This window comes from Pseudomonas sp. Pseusp10 (genome assembly GCF_059492225.1).
The window spans coordinates 5,792,648-5,812,183 of record NZ_CP168528.1 but is presented as its reverse complement, the minus strand read 5'-3'; the positions used below and the strand labels follow the sequence as shown (position 1 = coordinate 5,812,183).

The 19,536-nt window shown below is 58.2% G+C and carries 18 protein-coding genes; 7 read left to right on the top strand and 11 right to left on the bottom strand.

Going from position 1 to position 19,536, the window contains the following annotated elements:
- Positions 1 to 67 precede the first annotated feature (67 nt).
- From glpD to ACEN8Z_RS26370, 4 genes are all read right to left on the bottom strand, one after another.
- Positions 68 to 1,606 (bottom strand): glycerol-3-phosphate dehydrogenase, encoded by a 1,539-nt coding sequence (gene glpD, locus ACEN8Z_RS26385; RefSeq protein ID WP_495596154.1) that lies wholly within the window; start codon positions 1,604 to 1,606, stop codon positions 68 to 70.
- A gap of 293 nt (positions 1,607 to 1,899) precedes the next feature.
- A complete protein-coding gene (locus ACEN8Z_RS26380; protein WP_495596153.1) occupies positions 1,900 to 2,655 on the bottom strand; it encodes a DeoR/GlpR family transcriptional regulator in 756 nt (251 codons plus the stop codon).
- Positions 2,656 to 2,750: 95 nt separating this feature from the next.
- Positions 2,751 to 4,256 (bottom strand): glycerol kinase GlpK, encoded by a 1,506-nt coding sequence (gene glpK, locus ACEN8Z_RS26375; RefSeq protein WP_495596152.1) that lies wholly within the window; start codon positions 4,254 to 4,256, stop codon positions 2,751 to 2,753.
- A gap of 74 nt (positions 4,257 to 4,330) precedes the next feature.
- Complete coding sequence (locus ACEN8Z_RS26370) at positions 4,331 to 5,182, bottom strand: MIP/aquaporin family protein (RefSeq protein ID WP_495596151.1); 852 nt, start codon at positions 5,180 to 5,182, stop codon at positions 4,331 to 4,333.
- Positions 5,183 to 5,530: 348 nt separating this feature from the next.
- On the opposite strand from ACEN8Z_RS26370, the gene ybaK reads away from it, so the two are divergent.
- Both ybaK and ACEN8Z_RS26360 read left to right on the top strand, forming a co-directional pair.
- Positions 5,531 to 6,001, top strand: coding sequence for a Cys-tRNA(Pro) deacylase (gene ybaK / locus ACEN8Z_RS26365; protein ID WP_495596150.1), 471 nt, complete (start codon positions 5,531 to 5,533; stop codon positions 5,999 to 6,001).
- A gap of 106 nt (positions 6,002 to 6,107) precedes the next feature.
- Positions 6,108 to 6,890 carry a PhzF family phenazine biosynthesis protein gene (locus ACEN8Z_RS26360; RefSeq protein WP_495596149.1) on the top strand — a complete coding sequence of 261 codons (783 nt, stop codon included), beginning with the start codon at positions 6,108 to 6,110 and terminating at the stop codon, positions 6,888 to 6,890.
- 123 nt (positions 6,891 to 7,013) lie between these two features.
- Here the strand turns inward: ACEN8Z_RS26360 and ACEN8Z_RS26355 are convergent, their stop codons facing one another.
- Both ACEN8Z_RS26355 and argF read right to left on the bottom strand, forming a co-directional pair.
- Positions 7,014 to 8,123 carry an ABC transporter ATP-binding protein gene (locus tag ACEN8Z_RS26355; protein WP_495596148.1) on the bottom strand — a complete coding sequence of 370 codons (1,110 nt, stop codon included), beginning with the start codon at positions 8,121 to 8,123 and terminating at the stop codon, positions 7,014 to 7,016.
- Complete coding sequence (gene argF / locus ACEN8Z_RS26350; protein ID WP_033052334.1) at positions 8,120 to 9,040, bottom strand: ornithine carbamoyltransferase; 921 nt, start codon at positions 9,038 to 9,040, stop codon at positions 8,120 to 8,122. The genes ACEN8Z_RS26355 and argF overlap by 4 nt, the downstream gene beginning before the upstream one ends.
- Before the next feature lie 575 nt (positions 9,041 to 9,615).
- On the opposite strand from argF, the gene ACEN8Z_RS26345 reads away from it, so the two are divergent.
- Both ACEN8Z_RS26345 and grxD read left to right on the top strand, forming a co-directional pair.
- Positions 9,616 to 11,724 carry a molybdopterin oxidoreductase family protein gene (locus tag ACEN8Z_RS26345; protein ID WP_495596147.1) on the top strand — a complete coding sequence of 703 codons (2,109 nt, stop codon included), beginning with the start codon at positions 9,616 to 9,618 and terminating at the stop codon, positions 11,722 to 11,724.
- 97 nt (positions 11,725 to 11,821) lie between these two features.
- Complete coding sequence (grxD, locus tag ACEN8Z_RS26340; protein ID WP_204932209.1) at positions 11,822 to 12,163, top strand: Grx4 family monothiol glutaredoxin; 342 nt, start codon at positions 11,822 to 11,824, stop codon at positions 12,161 to 12,163.
- A gap of 176 nt (positions 12,164 to 12,339) precedes the next feature.
- Here grxD and bfr read toward each other — a convergent pair whose 3' ends face one another.
- Together bfr and ACEN8Z_RS26330 are read right to left on the bottom strand one after the other, a co-directional pair.
- Complete coding sequence (gene bfr / locus ACEN8Z_RS26335; protein WP_007997488.1) at positions 12,340 to 12,816, bottom strand: bacterioferritin; 477 nt, start codon at positions 12,814 to 12,816, stop codon at positions 12,340 to 12,342.
- A gap of 198 nt (positions 12,817 to 13,014) precedes the next feature.
- Complete coding sequence (locus ACEN8Z_RS26330) at positions 13,015 to 13,233, bottom strand: bacterioferritin-associated ferredoxin (RefSeq protein WP_008053520.1); 219 nt, start codon at positions 13,231 to 13,233, stop codon at positions 13,015 to 13,017.
- Between the two features lie 312 nt (positions 13,234 to 13,545).
- Here ACEN8Z_RS26330 and ACEN8Z_RS26325 point away from each other — a divergent pair, with 312 nt between their 5' ends.
- Positions 13,546 to 14,148 carry a peroxiredoxin gene (locus ACEN8Z_RS26325; RefSeq protein ID WP_007971324.1) on the top strand — a complete coding sequence of 201 codons (603 nt, stop codon included), beginning with the start codon at positions 13,546 to 13,548 and terminating at the stop codon, positions 14,146 to 14,148.
- Positions 14,149 to 14,342: 194 nt separating this feature from the next.
- Here ACEN8Z_RS26325 and rnt read toward each other — a convergent pair whose 3' ends face one another.
- Positions 14,343 to 15,020, bottom strand: a complete 678-nt coding sequence (rnt, locus tag ACEN8Z_RS26320) for a ribonuclease T (protein ID WP_007997489.1) — start codon at positions 15,018 to 15,020, stop codon at positions 14,343 to 14,345.
- On the bottom strand, positions 15,017 to 16,063 hold the full coding sequence (gene pyrC, locus ACEN8Z_RS26315) for a dihydroorotase (RefSeq protein WP_495596146.1): 1,047 nt from the start codon (positions 16,061 to 16,063) through the stop codon (positions 15,017 to 15,019). Before pyrC ends, rnt begins: the two co-directional genes overlap by 4 nt.
- A 159-nt stretch (positions 16,064 to 16,222) precedes the next feature.
- On the opposite strand from pyrC, the gene ACEN8Z_RS26310 reads away from it, so the two are divergent.
- Positions 16,223 to 17,128 carry a flagellar protein MotY gene (locus ACEN8Z_RS26310; protein ID WP_495596145.1) on the top strand — a complete coding sequence of 302 codons (906 nt, stop codon included), beginning with the start codon at positions 16,223 to 16,225 and terminating at the stop codon, positions 17,126 to 17,128.
- A 129-nt stretch (positions 17,129 to 17,257) separates the two neighbouring features.
- Entirely contained in the window at positions 17,258 to 18,475 is a 1,218-nt protein-coding gene (locus tag ACEN8Z_RS26305; RefSeq protein ID WP_007985864.1) for an argininosuccinate synthase, read from the top strand.
- A 144-nt stretch (positions 18,476 to 18,619) separates the two neighbouring features.
- On the opposite strand, the gene ACEN8Z_RS26300 is transcribed toward ACEN8Z_RS26305, so the two are convergent.
- Complete coding sequence (locus tag ACEN8Z_RS26300; protein ID WP_495596144.1) at positions 18,620 to 19,318, bottom strand: hypothetical protein; 699 nt, start codon at positions 19,316 to 19,318, stop codon at positions 18,620 to 18,622.
- Positions 19,319 to 19,536 lie beyond the last annotated feature (218 nt).

Sequence of the window (19,536 nt, the reverse complement as noted above, 5' to 3'; positions counted from 1 at the left end):
AATCCATCGATACGAAAAAGCCCCTGAATCGTGAGATTCAGGGGCTTTTTTTTGTTACGTGTCTCGATCAGGCCGCTTCGATCTTGCTGCGGTTCTGTTCGACCTTGTTCAGGTAGTCCTTGAGCTTTTCCTGTTCGGCCACCGTCGTGAACAAACCGAGCTTGCTACGACGCCAGAGGATATCGTGGGCGCTGGTTGCCCATTCTTCGCTGCACAAATAGTCGACTTCACGGGTGTAGAGACCGCCGCCGATGTGTTCACCCAGATCGCTGAGATCCTGTACGCCTTCGAGCATGCGCCAGGTACGGCTGCCGTAGGTGGTGGCCCAGCGGCGAGCGATCTCGCTCGGTACCCAGTCGAATCTGTCGCGGATACGCGAGGTCAAGGCTTGCGGGGTGGTCATGTCTTCACCGCCCGGTAGCGTGGCGTTGGCGGTCCAGCTTGGCTTGATGTGCTTGAAGTACGGTGCCAGTTGCGCCAGCGCCGACTCGGCCAGTTTGCGATAAGTGGTGAGTTTGCCGCCGAATACCGACAGCAACGGAGCTTCTTCACCAGAGCCCGACAGCGCCAGGGTGTAATCGCGGGTCACGGCCGACGGGTTGTCGGATTCGTCGTTGCACAGCGGGCGCACGCCGGAATAGCTGTGCAGGATGTCGTCGCGACTGATTTGCTTTTTGAAGTGGGCGTTGACCACGTTCAACAGGTAATCGGTTTCGCCGTCGGTAATTGCAACGGCAGCCGGATCGCCGGTGTACTCGCGGTCGGTGGTGCCGATCAGGGTGAAGCGGTTCAGGTACGGAATGGTGAACACGATGCGCTGATCTTCGTTTTGCAGGATGTGCGCGTGTTCGCCTTCGTACAGTTTCGGCACGATCAGGTGGCTGCCCTGGATCAGGCGGATGCCATATGGCGATTCCATCTTCAAGTCATCACGAATGAACCTGGCGACCCAGGGCCCGGCCGCATTGACCAATGCCTTGGCGCGGATCGAAAACAGGCTGCCATCGGCGCGTTCCAGATGCAGGTGCCAGAGGCCCTTGGTACGCCGCGCGCTGACGCAGCGGGTCCGGGTGTGAACGTGGGCGCCTTTTTCCCGGGCGGCCATGGCGTTCAACACCACCAGTCGCGCATCGTCGACCCAGCAATCGGAGTATTCGAAACCCTTGGTGATCTCACTTTTGAGCGCGCTGTCGGGGCCGAACTTCAGGCTTTTCGAACCTTGCAGTTGCTCGCGTTTGCCCAGGTTGTCATAGAGGAACAGACCGGCACGGATCATCCACGCCGGGCGCAGGTGCGGGCGGTGTGGCAGCACGAAGCGCATTTGCTTGACGATGTGCGGTGCTTTGGCCAGCAGCACTTCACGTTCGGCCAGGGCTTCACGCACCAGGCGAAATTCGTAATGTTCGAGGTAGCGCAGGCCGCCGTGGATCAGCTTGCTGCTGGCCGACGAAGTATGGCTGGCCAGGTCATCCTTTTCACAAAGGAACACCGATAGGCCGCGACCGGCAGCATCCGCTGCGATCCCCACGCCATTGATCCCGCCACCGATGACGGCGATATCGTAAACCTCGGCGAGAGGGGGCGTAGACAAGGTGGAAGTGGGCATCGGCTCGGCCTCGGAATTCTTTTATGTTCTGTATTTGAAATCGAACATTAATGTTCATTTGCGAAAATACTAGCCCATAAAGAGGCGCACAGCCAGTCAGCTTCGATTGAAAATACTCATCGAAGGGCCGTTAAAGGAAAATTTACGAACATTTTGATGCGCGTTATGGCGCAAGAGGGGGGCTGTATGTGCGATCGTCTTCGCGGGCAAGCCCGCTCCCACAAGGATCACACGTGCCTGTGGGAGCGGGCTTGCCCGCGATAGCGCCAGTGTAGGCACTGGAGATGGTGGGGTTAAACGACTTCCAGCCGAACCTTGTGCTGGTTCAGCAGCTGCGCCAGCGCTGGCGAAGGCTGCTGATCGGTGACCAGACAATCGACCAGGCTGATCGGCCCCAGGCGAATCATGGCGTTGCGCCCGAACTTGCTGGAGTCGGCTGCGAGGATCACTTGTCGGGCATTGGCGATGATCGCCTGGGATACCCGCACTTCCTGATAGTCGAAATCCAGCAGGCTACCGTCCTCATCGATACCACTGATGCCCACCAGGGCGAAATCGACCTTGAACTGGTTGATGAAGTCGACACTGGCCTGGCCCACCACACCGCCGTCGCGCCGTACGTTGCCACCGGTCAGCAGCACGTCGAAGTCGTCCTTGGCGCTGAGCATCGACGCCACATGCAGATTGTTGGTGATGATCTTCAGGTGACTGTGGTTGAGCAGTGCCCGGGCAATGGATTCGGTGGTGGTGCCGATGTTGATGAACAACGAGGCATGGTCGGGAATCTGCGCGGCAATGGCTTCGCCGATACGCTGTTTCTCGTCGCGCATCTGATCGGCGCGCATGGCGTAGGCGGTGTTTTCGACACTGGAATCATAGGCGGCGCCACCGTGGTAGCGACGCAACAAATTGGATTCCGCGAGCTGATTGATATCGCGGCGGATGGTCTGCGGTGTAACAACGAACAACGTGGCCATTTCCTCGATGCTGACATAGCCGCGTTCGCGGACCAGTTCGAGGATTTGCTGCTGACGGGGAGGCAGATTCATGGGGCGTCCTTTGGGCTGCCGTGCAAAATTTGCCCATGATGCCGCAGGAATCCGCTCCCTACCAGTTACAACCAGATACGAGTCTGGGGCCTGGCTTATTCAGCCGCGTCTTCAGCCTCCCAATTGCGGGTGCGGCTGACGGCTTTTTTCCAGCCGGCGTAGAGTTTTTCCTTCGCAGCTTCATCCAGGGTCGGCTCGAACTGGCGCTCGATCACGGCCTTGCCACGCAGCTCTTCCAGGCTGCCCCAGAAGCCACAGGCCAGGCCTGCCAGGTAAGCGGCGCCGAGTGCGGTGGTTTCGCGCATTTGCGGGCGCTCGACCTGGGTGCCGAGGATGTCGGCCTGGAACTGCATGAGGAAGTTGTTGGCCACCGCGCCGCCATCCACGCGCAGGGCCTTGAGGCGTTCGCCGGAGTCCTGCTGCATGGCGTCCAGCACATCGCGGGTCTGGTAGGCAATCGACTCGAGCGCGGCACGAATGATGTGATCCACGCGTACACCGCGGGTCAGGCCAAACAGTGCGCCACGGGCGTACGGGTCCCAGTAGGGAGCGCCAAGACCGGTGAAGGCCGGCACCAGGTACACACCGTTGCTGTCCTTGACCTTGTTGGCGAAGTATTCGGTGTCGTGGGCGTCGTTGATGATTTTCAGTTCGTCACGCAGCCACTGCACGGTAGAACCGCCGTTGAACACCGCGCCTTCCAGTGCGTAGGCCACTTCGCCACGTGGGCCGCAAGCGATGGTGGTCAGCATGCCGTGTCGGGATTTCACCGCCTTGTCACCGGTGTTCATCAGCAGGAAGCAGCCAGTGCCGTAGGTGTTTTTCGCCTGGCCTGGCTCGACGCACATCTGTCCGAACAGGGCAGCTTGCTGGTCACCGGCAATGCCGCCGATGGCGATGCCGCTTTTGGTATGGCCATAAATTTCCGAGGACGATTTAACTTCCGGCAGCATTTCGCGCGGAATATCCAGCATCTCCAGCATCTTCGCGTCCCACTCCAGGGTGTGGATGTTGAAGAGCATGGTGCGCGAAGCGTTGGTGTAGTCGGTGACATGCACCTTGCCGCCGGTAAATTTCCAGATCAGCCAGCTGTCGACGGTGCCGAACAGCAGCTCGCCGTTGCGCGCGCGTTCGCGGCTGCCTTCGACATTGTCGAGGATCCACTTGAGCTTGGTGCCGGAGAAGTAGGGGTCGGTGACCAGGCCAGTGGTTTCGCTGATGTATTGCTCGTGACCATCGCGTTTGAGCTGCTGGCAGATCTCGGTGCTGCGTCGGCATTGCCAGACGATTGCGTTGTAGATCGGGCGGCCGGTGTTCTTGTCCCACACCACGGTGGTTTCGCGCTGGTTGGTGATACCGATGGCTGCCACCTGGTCGTGGTGCAGGCCGGCTTGTGCCAGGGCCTCGACCATCACGGCGCTTTGGGTGGCGAAGATTTCCATCGGGTCATGCTCGACCCAGCCGGCTTGCGGGTAATGCTGGGCGAACTCCCGTTGGGCGGTGCAGACCACGTTCGCGTCGCGGTCGAAAATGATCGCGCGGGAGCTGGTCGTACCCTGATCGAGGGCAATGATGTAGTTCTTATTCTGTGTGTCGGTCATGTCGATTGCCTTGGGGTGAATAAGGGAGTGAGGTCTGGCGCGCGATCAAAGGGCAGGGGCACGCGCCAACGGTATCAAGAAGTTCTGGGTTTGCCGTTAATGGCAGGTAGTGCGTCCTTTGTAGCAGGCACGGCGCTGGGCAGATGGCGGGCAATCAGCCCGCGATAGGCGGCAGCACCGAGGCAGGCACCGACAATCGGTGCAAAAACAGGAATCAGGAAATACGGAATATCGCGTCCGCCAGTGAAGGAAATTTCACCCCAGCCAGCGAAGAAAGTCATCAGTTTAGGGCCGAAGTCTCGCGCCGGGTTCATGGCAAAACCGGTCAGCGGTCCCATCGAGCTGCCGATCACCGCAATCAGCAGGCCGATCAGCAGCGGTGCCAGCGGGCCTTTTGGCAGGCCATTGTTGTCGTCGGTCAGGGACATGATCACGCCCATCAGGATGGCCGTAATGATCACCTCGACCAGAAACGCCTGGGCGGTGGTCAGCACAGGATTCGGGAAGGTGGAGAACACGGAGGCCAATTCAAGGCTGGTCTGTGTTCCGCGAACCATATGGTGAGTTTGTTCGAATTCGAAGAATAGATTGCTGTAAAGCGTGTAAACCAACAGCGCTCCACAGAAGGCGCCTGCCACTTGAGCAAGCATGTAGAAAGGTAATTTACGCTTTTCGAAGTCCGCGAAAATACTCAGGGCAATGCTGACTGCGGGGTTCAGATGTGCCCCGGAAACTCCGGCGGTGAGGTAGATCGCCATGCTGACGCCGACGCCCCAGATAATGCTGATTTCCCACAAGCCAAAACTGGCACCCGCGACTTTGAGCGCGGCAACGCAACCCGTACCAAAAAAGATCAGCAGCGCCGTACCCAGGAATTCGGCCATGCATTGGCTCGAGAGCGATGGTTGTTGTAAAGCAGTTGTCATTGAAACCTCGGTTTTTTTTGTTGTCTGGCGCTTTTTCCATCATGGTCGAAGCGCGGTTTTCAGCGAGGCAGGATCCCCATCCTGGTCGCGGTTTACTGCTGGGTGCTGCGGTAGGACGTTTCGTGCAGTTTCAGAAACGAAAAAATATAGACAAGAAACACTACTGTCAAAGGTCGAAAGTGAACCGTTGGTCATAAATAAACTATTCGTCGCATGAATGAACGAGTCTTTGGGTGCTGGGAAGGCTGGGCTATGGCGTTATGGATGCGCTGCCCTGGAGCCTTTTAACGATCAATGTCCTAGAATTCGCCGCAGTATTTTTCTTCTGCCGCCCACTCTGGAGCTGCCATGACCCCCGCATTGGATTTGTTGAAAAAGGTTCGGGCCGAACATCGCATACACAGTTACGAACATGACCCAAAGGCCGCCTCCTACGGACTGGAAGCAGCGGAGAAACTGGGGCTCGACCCGGCCCAGGTGTTCAAGACCTTGCTGGCGGCCAGCGAAAAGGGCGAGTTGTTGGTGGCGGTGGTGCCGGTTGTCGGCAGCCTGGACTTGAAAGGGCTGGCCCAGGCCGCTGGCGTGAAAAAGGTCGAAATGGCCGACCCGGCGGCGGCGCAGCGCTCCACTGGTTATCTGTTGGGCGGGATCAGTCCGCTGGGGCAGAAAAAACGTTTGCGTACCTTCATTGATAATTCAGCCCAGCCCTTCGCCAGCATTTTTGTCAGTGCTGGCCGGCGCGGACTGGAAGTCGAACTGGCGCCGGCCGTGCTGGCCGAACACACCCAGGCAAAGTTTGCCGATATCGGCCGTGCATGAGCGTCGAAGTGAATGCAGCTCTGTATGGTGAAAATCAGCCTGCTCTGTCACTGGTGCCGGTGCGGCCAGCGCGGCATGCTCGGCGGTCTGACAAAGGGAGAAGGTTATGCAGCTTGAGTTTCATCAGGTCGACGCGTTCAGCAATCAGCCGTTCAGCGGCAACCCGGCAATGGTCTATCGGCTCGAAACCTGGCTCGCCGATGAGTTGATGCAAAAGATTGCCGCCGAGCACAACCTCGCCGAAACGGCATTTGTCGTGCGCGAAGGGCAGGGCTGGCACATCCGCTGGTTTACGCCGACCACCGAGGTGCCATTGTGCGGTCACGCGACGCTGGCTAGCGCCTATGTGCTGTTTGAAATCTATAAAGAGCCGGTCGAGCGACTGGACTTCACCTGCAAATCCGGACCGTTGAGCGTGACCCGTGAAGGTGAGCGCTTGTGGCTGGATTTCCCGGCGATCATTCCCTCGGAAATCGACGTGACCCTGGATGTTGAGCGTGCCCTCGGCGTTGAGGCTGTCGATGTGCTGGGTTCCAATGAACTGTTTGTGGTGCTGGAGTCCGAGCAAGCGGTGCTCGACTGCAAGCCGGACATGGTCGCCCTGGCGAAGTTGCCATGGTTGGGCGCCATCGTGACGGCGCGGGGTGAGCAGCACGACTTTGTTTCCCGGTACTTCGCCCCGGCAATCGGCATCAATGAAGACCCGGTGACCGGATCGACCCATTGCCTTCTGATTCCGTACTGGTCAAAGCGTTTGGGCAAGTCGAGCCTGACGGCTTTTCAGCGTTCGGCGCGGGGTGGGGAGTTGTTCTGTCGGCTGGAAGGGGAGCGGGTGAAGATTGGCGGGAATGTGACGCTCGTGGCGCGCGGAACGCTGATGTTGGGCTAACGCAAACCCAATGTGGGAGCAGCTTGCTCGCGATGGACGACAACGATAACGCGTGCAACCGGAATGAACGCGTTATCCAGACGTTTTTCGCGAGCAAGCTCGCTCCTACAGGGTTTTTGTGTATCAGCTGGCCGCGCTGTAACGCCGGACACCCGATTCAACAACCGGAATCTGCGCCGCCGTACTGCCGGAAGCCTGGAACAACACCAGGTGTTCAGCCGCGACACGAATGCCCACATCCGCCCCAACCTGACGATCGACATGGCTCGGGAAGATCGATTCCAGCTGTGCGCCTGTCGGCAGCTGCAAGCGATACAGGGTCGAAGCACCCAGGAATGTCTTGCCGGCGATTCGCGCCTTCAGTGTGCTGTCCGGTGCATAGACGATATCGTCCGGGCGCAGTAGCACGTCCACGGCACCGCCTACCGGCCAGGTGTAGGCCCGATTGCCGCGCAACTCACCCAGCTCGGTTTGTACCGATTCCGGGCTGTTCAACTGACCGCGTATGAAATAACCCTGGCCGATGAAGCTCGCCACAAAAGGTGTCAGTGGTTCGTGATACAGGTTGTAGGGCGTATCCCATTGTTCCAGGCGACCTTCCTTGAACACGCCAACGTGGTCGCTGACCGCGAAGGCTTCTTCCTGGTCGTGAGTCACCAGAATCGCGCTGGTGCCACGGGCCTTGAGGATGTCGCGCACTTCATGGCTGAGCTTGCGGCGCAATTCACCATCGAGGTTGGAGAACGGTTCGTCGAGCAGCAACAGTTGCGGTTCCGGCGCCAGGGCACGGGCCAGGGCGACACGTTGCTGCTGACCACCTGAAAGCTCGTGGGGGAAGCGCTTGCCGAGGTTCTTCAGGTTGACCAGTTCCAGCAGTTCTTCGGTAACGCGATCCTTTTGCGGATGCTTGCGAATGCCGAAGGTGATGTTGTCGGCCACGCTCAAATGCGGAAAGAGTGCGTAGTCCTGGAACACCATGCCAATGCGACGTTTCTCCGGGGCAAGGGTGAAACCGGCGCTGGAGATCGTCTCGCCAGCCAACTGGATTTCACCTTCATGCACCGGCTCGAAACCGGCAATCGCCCGCAGCGTTGTGGTCTTGCCGCAACCCGAGGAGCCCAGCAGGCAACCGATGTCGCCCGCGTTCAGGTGCAGATTGAGGTTTTGAACCACTCGCTGGTCCTGATAACCGCAGGCGAGGTTGCGCAGATTAAGCAGTAATGGCTGGCTCATGCGTGGTGGTACGAAGGCGGAACGAGGAATTCGAGCAAGGCCTTTTGCGCGTGCAGACGGTTTTCGGCTTGATCCCAGGCAACCGAGCGTTTGTCATCGAGCAGGTCGACGCTGATTTCTTCGCCGCGGTGCGCCGGCAGGCAATGCATGAACAGCACGTCTTCAGCAGCCAGGTCGAGCAGGGCGCAGTTGACCTGATACGGTGCGAACAGCTGCAGGCGCTTGGCGGTTTCCTCTTCCTGGCCCATGGAGGTCCAGACGTCGGTGCTCACCAGGTGCGCACCGCGTACGGCATCTTTCGGGTCGCGAACGATGGTGACCCGATCGCCGGCCTTGGCCAGGAACACCGGGTTGGGTTCGTAGCCTTCCGGGCAGGCTACGCGCAACTGGAAGTCGAACTGGATCGCCGCTTCTATATAGCTGTTGCACATGTTGTTGCCGTCGCCGATCCAGGCCACGGTCTTGCCCTGGATGGAGCCGCGGTGTTCGAGGAAGGTCTGCATGTCAGCCAGCAACTGGCACGGATGCAGGTCGTCGGACAGGCCATTGATTACCGGTACGCGGGAGTTGGCGGCGAATTCGGTCAGGTTGCTGTGGGCAAAGGTACGGATCATCACTGCGTCGAGCATGCTCGACATGACAATGGCGCAGTCGCCGATCGGCTCGCCACGGCCCAGTTGAGTGTCACGGGGCGACAGGAAGATCGCCTGGCCGCCGAGCTGGATCATGCCGGCCTCGAAGGAGATCCGGGTGCGGGTCGAGGATTTCTCGAAAATCATCCCCAGGACGCGATTTTTCAGAGGCTCGAACAGTACGCCGCGGTTACGCAGGTCCTTGAGCTCAACGCCTCGACGGATCACGCTGACCAGCTCTTCGGGCGTGCAATCCATCAGGGAGAGAAAGTGCCTTGCGCTCATCATTGACTACCTTTTTGCTACAAACCGCAGATGCTCAAAGCCTTGTTTAACGGAACAACGGGCGAGACCTGCGGCGTAAGCCGCACGGGGCGACGAAATAGGGGAAGGCGCGATCTTATAATTAAATGTCGCGTCTTACCAATAGGGCTACAGTTTTTAGGGAGTTTCAGAGGTGCTACGGGGTCACCGAGGTAGCGCTTTTGAAGCCTGTTTCCTGACAGCAGCGTCTCATTTGTACACCGGCCTCTCGGGGCTTGGCAATCAGGCGGGGCGGCAATGGTGCGCTGACAGTCGGTTTCTGACCTGTCATTCATCACTGCCGGGCTCGACGAACACTGGCGCCTGATCGGCGAGCTGACCGGTGTGCATGGCCCCCACGGACCGATTGAATCCCTTCGGGAAATCCACTTGCAGGCGCCGCCCAGGCTGCCTTCGAACTGAGCGCTGGCGGCTATCGGCTGGCCTGATGACCCTCGATTCACAAGACGAACGTCGCTGGCGCGGTGACGGGTCTGGCGCCATAGTTTTGCTTCCGTGGCCAACGTTGCCCGCCCATAACAAGACAGAGACTGGCCATGACCAAGACTCTCCATCATCGTGCATGCCATTTGTGCGAAGCCATCTGCGGCCTGACCATCGAAACCACCGAGGTCGAAGGTGGTAACGTCCAGATCACATCGATCAAGGGCGACCCCCAGGATACGTTCAGCCGTGGGCACATCTGCCCCAAGGCCGTGGCCCTGCAAGACATTCAGAACGATCCGGATCGCCTGCATCAGCCCATGCAGCGGGTGGGCAATGAGTGGCAGCCCATTGAGTGGGAAGCGGCATTCAATCTGGTCGCCGAACGCCTCGCCGCCATTCAGGATCGTCACGGGCAAAATGCCGTGGCGGTCTATCAAGGCAACCCGAGCGTGCACAATTACGGGCTGATGACCCACAGCAATTACTTCCTCGGCCTGCTGAAAACCCGCAACCGGTTTTCTGCCACCTCGGTCGATCAATTGCCCCATCACCTGACCAGTCATTTGATGTACGGCCACGGTTTGTTGCTGCCAATCCCGGACATCGATCACACCGATTTCATGCTGATCCTGGGCGGCAATCCACTGGCTTCGAACGGCAGCATCATGACCGTGCCGGATGTGGAAAAGCGCTTGAAGGCGATACAGGCTCGAGGCGGCAAAGTGGTGGTGGTCGATCCGCGCCTTAGTGAAACGGCTGCGATTGCCGATCAGCATCTGTTCGTGCGCCCTGGCGGCGATGCGGCGTTGTTGTTCGGCCTGCTTAACACGTTGTTCGCTGAAGGTCTGACCTGCGACAGCCATCTGCCCGTAGACGGTCTGGAGGACGTGCGGGAGGCCGTCGCGCGGTTCTCCGCCGAGGCCATGAGCCCGTTGTGCGCCGTACCAGCGGAACAGATCCGCCAATTGGCGCGGGACTTCGCCGCGGCACCGAGTGCAGTCTGCTATGGCCGCATGGGCGTCTCGACCCAGGCCTTCGGTACGCTGTGCCACTGGGTGGTGCAGTTGATCAACCTGGTCACCGGCAACCTCGATCGCGTGGGTGGGGCCTTGTGCACTGAGCCGGCGGTGGACCTGGTGGCGACGACTTCGGGCGGGCATTTCAACTTGTGGCAGAGCCGGGTTTCCGGGCGCCCGGAATACGCCGGAGAGCTGCCGGTATCGGCGCTGGCCGAAGAGATGCTCACCGAAGGGGACGGGCAGGTACGGGCGTTGATCACCGTGGCGGGTAACCCGGTGCTGTCCACACCCAATGGCCGAAAACTCGAGCAGGCGCTGGACGGGCTGGAGTTCATGGTCAGTATCGACTTGTACATCAATGAAACCACGCGTTACGCCGACCTGATCCTGCCGTCCACATCGGCGCTGGAAAACGACCATTACGACACGACGTTCAACCTGTTTGCAGTGCGCAACGTCAGCCGTTTCAACCGCGCAATCCTCGCCAAACCCAAAGGTGCATTGCACGACTGGGAGATCTTCGTCGGGCTGGCCAAGGCATTTGCCGCCAGGACCGGCAAAGAGTTGAAGCCGACCATCGCCCCGGCGCAAATAATCGATCGCGGCCTGCGCATGGGGATGTACGGCGACACTTCAGAGCACAAGCTGTCATTGGCGACTTTGTTCGATCATCCCCATGGCGTCGATCTGGGAGCGCTCAAGCCCAACCTGGCACCACGCCTGAAGACGGCCAATCAACGCATCCAGGCCGCGCCGGCCGCGATTCTCGCTGACCTGACGCGCTTCGCAGCCTTGCAGGCGCCGGCCGCCGACGAGTTGTTGATGATTGGCCGCCGACATGTGCGCAGCAACAACTCATGGATGCATAACTATCATCGGTTGGTGAAGGGCAAGCCACGTCACCAGTTGCTGATGCATCCGGACGATCTGGCCAGTCGCGGGCTCAGCGACGGGCAACGTGTGCGGGTCAGTTCACGGGTGGGTGTGATTGAGGTTGAGGTGCTTGGCAGTCTGGATATGATGAAGGGAGTGGTCAGCCTGCCGCACGGCTGGGGCCATGCGCGGCCGGGTGTGCAAATGACGATTGCCAGCAGCCAGCCGGGGTCCAGCGCCAACGACCTGACCGACGACTGCCAGATTGACGAGTTGTCGGGCAATGCCGCGCTCAATGGCGTGCCGGTGACCGTAGCGGCGGCTTGAATCAGTCTGACGGAGAGACCAAGCAGGGCGCTCGGCTTTCCGTTACAATGCGCCACCGTGCCGACCCATGAGTCGGAAAGTTCAGCCGAGGTGCTCCATGGATATCATCGAAACGATTAAAGAGCAGATTGCCAACAACACCATTCTGCTTTACATGAAAGGCTCGCCGAATGCCCCGCAGTGCGGCTTCTCCGCGAAAGCCGCGCAGGCCGTGATGGCGTGTGGCGAAAAGTTTGCGTACGTGGACATCCTGCAGAACCCGGAAATCCGCGCCAACCTGCCAAAATACGCCAACTGGCCAACCTTCCCACAGCTGTGGGTTGCCGGTGAGCTGGTCGGCGGTAGCGACATCATGACTGAAATGGCTGCTGACGGTTCGCTGCAGAGCCTGATCAAGGAAGCCGCCGCCAAGGCCGCTGCTGCCAAGACCGAAGCCTGACCGACACCTCCTATGGGAGCGAGCTTGCTCGCGATGGATTTGAGGTTGACGCGTTTAATCAGGAAGCACGCGTTATCGTTAACGTCCATCGCGAGCAAGCTCGCTCCTACGGAGACAGCAGGTATTAAAAAGCCCCGCCACTCGAAAGAGGGCGGGGCTTTTTATTGCGGCAGCTCCTACTCGTCTTCGCCCATCTGCGATTGCAGGTAGTTTTCGATACCGATTTTATCGATCAGGCCCAACTGGGTTTCCAGCCAGTCGATATGTTCTTCTTCGGACTCGAGGATGTCTTCAAGCAGTTCACGACTACCGAAGTCGCCAACGGTTTCGCAATGAGCGATAGCTACTTTGAGATCTGCGTGACCAATGCGTTCGATACGCAGGTCGCACTCGAGCATTTCCTTGGTGTGTTCGCCGATGTGCAGCTTGCCCAAATCCTGGACGTTCGGCAGGCCTTCAAGGAACAGAATGCGCTTGATCAGCTTGTCCGCGTGCTTCATCTCGTCGATGGATTCGTGGTACTCGTGCTTGCCGAGCTTGTTCAGGCCCCAATCTTCATACATGCGTGCATGCAGGAAGTATTGATTGATCGCGACCAGTTCATTGGCGAGGATCTTGTTGAGATGCTGGATGACTGTAACGTCGCCTTTCATGATGGGGTCCTGCCCTTTATTAGCTGTCAATAGAGCAGAGTTTGAGCCGCGCATTTAAGAGTGTCAAACCTAAGTTATTGAAACTTAAATGAAAATTAATCGGAATAAGAATGTTTGTGTTCCGCGTCTAGAGCATAACTAGTTGATTTTGAGGCATAAAAAAACCGGACATATGTCCGGTTCTTTGAAATTCGATATTTAAGCCGCTGTAAATTCTGCTGGAAAAGGAATTGCAGCCTGGGCCGTTTGCAGTTTTGTCAGGGTCTCGCGGACCACTTCCTTGGCGAGGCAGGCACATTTGCCGCATTGACTTGCAACGCCGGTGGCCACACGGACTTCCTTGTAGCTGCAGCATCCTTCATAGATCGCATCGCGGATTTGACCGTCGGTGACGCCAGTGCAGAGGCAAACATACATAAGGAAGGACCGTCGCTGATTGTGACTCAATTGCGATGGATCTTAATGTTAACGAGAATGATTGTCAAAGTGCTTTCAGAGCGCTTTTCCTAATAAGGGTGTGCTCCTGACGAACGGTCTGGCGCACAAAGTCAGTGAAGAAAGCCGAGTGCCGATTTTACCGTCCCGGGAAAAAACAGCTAAGACAGCTCAAACACGCGGTGTATGATGGCCAGTCTTTTGCGACCGGGGATCGTGTCACAGGGCTGTCGCCTCAGGGTGGCAGGCTGGTGCGAACCCTGTTTCTCACGCTATTACACCAGGAGATATCCAATGAGCGTACTCGTAGGCAAACAAGCCCCTGACTTCACCGTACCGGCCGTACTCGGCAATGGCGAGATCGTTGACAGCTTCACTCTGTCTTCGGCGATCAAAGGCAAATACGGCCTGGTGTTTTTCTACCCACTGGACTTCACCTTCGTTTGCCCGTCCGAGCTGATCGCTCTGGACAACCGCATGTCCGAGTTCAAGGCACGCAACGTTGAAGTGGTCGCTGTGTCGATCGACTCGCACTTCACCCACAACGCATGGCGTAACACCCCGGTCAACAATGGCGGTATCGGCGAAGTCCGCTACACCATGGCTGCCGACATCAAGCAGGAAATCATGAAGGCCTACGACGTTCAGTCCGCTGACGGTGTGGCTTTCCGTGGCGCGTTCCTGATCGACGACAAAGGCGTTGTCCGCTCGCAGATCATCAACGACCTGCCGCTGGGCCGTAACATGGAAGAGCTGTTGCGTCTGGTCGACGCTCTACAATTCCACGAAGAGCACGGCGAAGTCTGCCCTGCCAACTGGAAAAAAGGCGACAAAGGCATGAACGCTTCGCCAGAAGGCGTTGCGGCTTACCTGACCGAGCACGCTGCCGCTCTGTAAGGCGCACGCTCCAGCTATAAAAAGCAGGTACAAAAAAACCGGCCATCGAGGCCGGTTTTTTTATGGGCGGGAATTGTTTTGGTCTCTGTAGGAGCGAGCCCGCTCGCGATGGACTCAAGAACACCGCGGGGAACCAGACTGCCCGCGTTATCGTTAACGACCATCGCGAGCAGGCTCGCTCCTACAGAAAGCCATCAGTCGTTGAAATCTTCCCAGCCACCCATTTGTTTCCAGCGATTGACGATGCCGCAAAATAGCTCCGCCGTCTTTTCGGTGTCGTAGCGGGCCGAGTGAGCCTCACGACCGTCGAAGTCGATGTCCGCTGCCTGGCACGCCTTGGCCAACACGGTCTGGCCGTAGGCGAGACCCGCTAGCGTGGCGGTATCGAAACTGGAGAATGGATGGAATGGATTGCGCTTCATGTCCAGGCGTGCAACCGCCGCATTCAGGAAGCCCAGGTCGAAACTGCTGTTATGCCCGACCAGGATCGCCCGTTTGCAGCCATTGGCCTTGAGGGCCTTGCGCACGCCGCGGAAGATATCGTTCAGGGCAGACTCTTCACTCACGGCCATGCGCAGCGGGTGATCGAGCTTGATCCCGGTAAACTCCAGGGCAGCTGCTTCGATGTTCGCGCCTTCGAACGGTTCGACACGGAAGAAGTAGGTGTGATCCGGATAAACAAAACCCTTTTCATCCATGGCGATGGTGGTCGCGGCGATTTCCAGCAGGGCGTCGGTGGCTGAGTTGAAGCCACCGGTTTCTACGTCGACGACAACCGGCAGGTAACCACGGAACCTGGCAGCCATTGGATGACGAGGGCCGCCTCCGCCGCCATTGCCTTCCAGTTCGTCGTCGAAATGGTCTTCACTCACGCGTGTTCCTCCAGCAGGCGCCAGCGCAGTTTTTCACCGGCGCGCAGCGGGATAACGGTCAGCTCGCCAAACGGCAGGCTGGTCGGGGCGGTCCATTCTTCGCGGACCAGGGTGATGCGATCGGTGTTGGCCGGCAGACCATAGAACCGAGGGCCGTAGAGGCTGGCGAAGGCTTCGAGCTTGTCCAGCGCATTGCGCTGTTCGAAGGCTTCGGCATACATCTCGATGGCAGCAAAGGCGGTGTAGCAACCGGCGCAACCGCAGGCCGCCTCCTTGGCGTGCTGGGCGTGGGGCGCCGAGTCGGTACCGAGGAAAAACTTCTCGCTGCCGCTGGTGGCGGCGTCGAGCAGGGCTTCCTGGTGCGTATTGCGCTTGAGGATCGGCAGGCAATAGAAGTGCGGCCGAATCCCGCCCACCAGCATGTGGTTGCGGTTGTACAGCAGGTGGTGAGCCGTGATGGTCGCGCCTACGTTGGCCGAAGCCGAGTTGACGAACTGCACGGCGTCCGCGGTGGTGATGTGTTCGAAAACCACTTTGAGGGTCGGGAAACGTTCGACCACACGGCGCATGTGCTCATCGATGAAGATTTTTTCGCGGTCGAACACGTCGACATCGCCACGGGTGACCTCACCGTGAACCAACAACGGCATCCCGACTTCGGCCATGGCCTCGAGTGCAGGGAATATCTTGTCGATGCTGGTGACGCCAGAGTCCGAGTTGGTGGTCGCGCCGGCCGGGTACAGCTTGGCGGCGTGAATGAATCCGCTGGCCTTGGCCTCGCGAATTTCTTCAGGCTGGGTGCGGTCGGTCAGGTACAGGACCATCAGCGGCTCGAACGAGCTGCCGGCCGGGCGGGCAGCGAGAATCCGCTGGCGATAGCCGTCGGCTTCGGCCGCGGTGCGCACCGGTGGAACCAGGTTGGGCATGATGATGGCGCGGCCAAAGGTGCGCGCGACATCCGCGACGGTATTGGTCAACACGGCACCATCGCGAAGATGAATATGCCAGTCGTCGGGACGCAGCAGGGTCAGGCGGTCGGACATGAGGGGATTCCAGGCGGGTCAAACTCAAGGGAATGCTACCGGAAAAGACTCTTGCAGGCACTCGCTATCAAGTTTTGCAGGAAGCATCCGATATCCAACAGGTATGCCGTAAACATCTGTGTGTCGGTCTTTTTGTTGTAGAAGCCAGTGGAGCCTCCCGTGCGCCAGCGTTATTTAGCCTTGTTCAGTGTGTTTGCCAGCCTCCCGGCAATGGCGCTCACTTTCCAGACCCGTCTGGAGAACATTGAGTGGACGGTCGAAGGAGACAAGTTCGAATGCCGTCTGACGCAACCGATTACCGACTTCGGTACCGGCGAGTTCGTGCGTCGTGCCGGCGAGCAGGCTATTTTTCGTCTGAAAACCTACAACCCGATGATCGGCGGCGGTTCGGCGACCTTGCTGGCCGCTGCGGCACCGTGGCAACCGGGGCGTGACGATATCAATCTGGGCACGGTGAGAATCGGCAGCGGCAACGTGTTGTTCAACAGTTCACAGGTTCAGGCCGGACGCCTGATCAGCGGTCTGATGGACGGTCGCAGCCCGGTAGTTCGCCATTCCTCGGGGGATGGCCGGGTTTCGGAAGTGCGTTTGTTGCCGGTCAGGTTCAACAAGGCTTTTGCCGATTACCAAGGTTGCGTGGCCAAATTGTTGCCGCAGAACTTCGAGCAGGTGAAGCAATCCGAAATCGGCTTCCCAGGCGGCGGAATCGAACTCGACCGCGCCGCGAAGGCCAAGCTGCAGGTGATGCTGGAGTACATGAAGGCCGATCCGACGGTCAATCACATCGAACTCGACGGTCACTCCGACAACAGCGGCAACCGCCTGACCAACCGCGACCTGTCGCGGCGCCGAGCCTTGGCAGTGATGGAGTTCTTCAAGGCCAACGGCATCCAGGAGTCACAGATCACCGTGCGTTTCCATGGCGAACGTTATCCGTTGGCGCCTAATACCAGCAACGCCAACCGCGCGAAGAACCGTCGAGTAGCGGTACGTCTGGAGCGCGGAGCACCCACGGAACAAGTCGCCCCGCAGGCGACGAAAGCGGCCACTTCGGCAACTTCCTGACTTTTCGGTCATCGTCGCGCTCTCGACAGATTCTGTCGCTTTGTCGTCATAAGCTGTCGCGCCACTGTAAATTATCCTGCATGAGCGGTAGACTTCACGGCTTTCCGTAGAACCCCGTGGAGTGATGGCATGGCGGACGTAAACAAGGTCGTTCTGGCATATTCCGGCGGCCTGGACACTTCGGTGATCCTCAAGTGGCTGCAGGATACTTATAACTGTGAAGTGGTGACCTTCACCGCTGACCTGGGTCAGGGCGAAGAGGTCGAACCTGCACGCGCCAAGGCTCAGGCCATGGGCGTCAAAGAGATCTACATCGACGACTTGCGCGAAGAGTTCGTGCGCGATTTCGTTTTCCCGATGTTCCGCGCCAACACCGTTTACGAAGGCGAGTACCTGCTGGGTACTTCCATCGCTCGTCCGCTGATCGCCAAGCGCCTGATCGAAATTGCCAACGAAACCGGTGCAGACGCCATTTCCCATGGCGCCACCGGCAAGGGTAACGACCAGGTTCGTTTCGAACTCGGTGCGTACGCCTTGAAGCCAGGTGTGAAAGTGATCGCTCCGTGGCGCGAGTGGGACCTGCTGTCCCGTGAAAAGCTGATGGACTACGCCGATAAGCACGCGATCCCGATCGAGCGCCACGGCAAGAAGAAGTCCCCGTACTCCATGGATGCCAACCTGCTGCACATCTCCTATGAAGGCGGCGTGCTGGAAGACACCTGGACCGAGCACGAAGAAGACATGTGGCGCTGGACCGTTTCCCCGGAAAACGCTCCAGACAAGCCTCAGTACCTGGAACTGACCTACCGCAACGGCGACATCGTCGCGCTGGACGGCGTCGAAATGACTCCGGCCACCGTGCTGGCGACCCTGAACCGTATCGGTGGTGAGCACGGTATCGGCCGTCTCGACATCGTCGAGAACCGCTATGTGGGCATGAAGTCCCGTGGCTGCTACGAAACCCCTGGCGGCACCATCATGCTGCGCGCCCACCGTGCGATCGAATCGATCACCCTGGACCGCGAAGTGGCTCACCTCAAAGACGAGCTGATGCCCAAGTACGCCAGCCTGATCTACACCGGCTACTGGTGGAGCCCTGAGCGTCTGATGCTGCAACAGATGATCGATGCGTCCCAGGTCAACGTAAACGGCGTTGTGCGCCTGAAGCTGTACAAGGGCAATGTGATCGTTACTGGCCGCAAGTCCGACGACTCGCTGTTCGACGCCAACATCGCTACCTTCGAAGAAGATGGCGGCGCGTACAACCAGGCGGATGCAGCGGGCTTCATCAAGCTCAATGCCCTGCGCATGCGCATTGCGGCGAACAAAGGCCGGAAGCTGTTCTGAGACCTTTGAAATCGTGATGGGTGCCTGACCTCGTCCTCGACGAGGTCAGGCATCTGAAAACGGGGTGTGACGCCAGTTACTACGTTGTCGGGTGTTTTCGTTTCCGCTGACGATTTCCTGTTTTTCTCCTGCCAATAGCCTGTTCTATGGGTTGTTGCTTGCCGGTTGTAAGGCCTGATCAATGACCGACAACCTGTGCGAGTCCAGATTGTAGGCCACATGAAAGGCGGCACTGCGCTTGCTGGCCTGCCTTGAGTGTTCAAGCGCACTGGCTTTCAGTAATTTCTCCGAAACGGCACAAGTGACAAACAGAATCACGTACGCCGACTTTTCCTGTGGCCTCTGGATTTTCTCCAGCAGCGCTTCAAACTCGACCTCTTTGCTCATCCAGCGTACATCGACGATGTACAGGTCTTTTACAAGTTCCGGTAACTGAAGCTGATGCTGAACAAAGACGGTGGTTTGCAGACCAATCTCTGTTGGCGGGTCCTGTGCGCCACAGGGCGTCCGGGCTGACTGACAGTCATTCGTTGACGTTTCCAGCGTGGGGTTTTCAGACGGCTTTCCGGACGCTTTTTTTTCCGAACGCCCAACATCATCCATGACCTTCATGAAGTGTTTTCCCTTTTCAAAGTCGGACGGCGCATAAAGTGATTTGTAGTTGAAGTTGAGTGTCGCAAAAAAAAGCAAAAGTAAGTAAAACGGAAAGCTGATCAGAAACCAGACATAGAGCTCTCTTTCCTCTTGGTCAAGGAAGGGGAGCGAAACGGCCGCCGAAGTTTCAGAGAGTGCTGCGAATATCGCGATAATTGTCATCGGGTTGGTAATTTGTTTTCTTATCATGTTCTGTACTCATACCGGATTGTCTTTTCTCGAATGATTATGACGTTAGTTTGATGTGGCGATTATTGTAGTGATTTTTATTGTTTTCTGGTTTTGACAGGTGTTTTTGTTTGTTTGGTTGCTCTTCGATTTTTTTGGATGTTGGGTGTGTTTTAATGATTGCTCAAAAAAAATTATTTGCTGTAAGAGTAATTGGATGCTTGGTGTGTGATATTTCT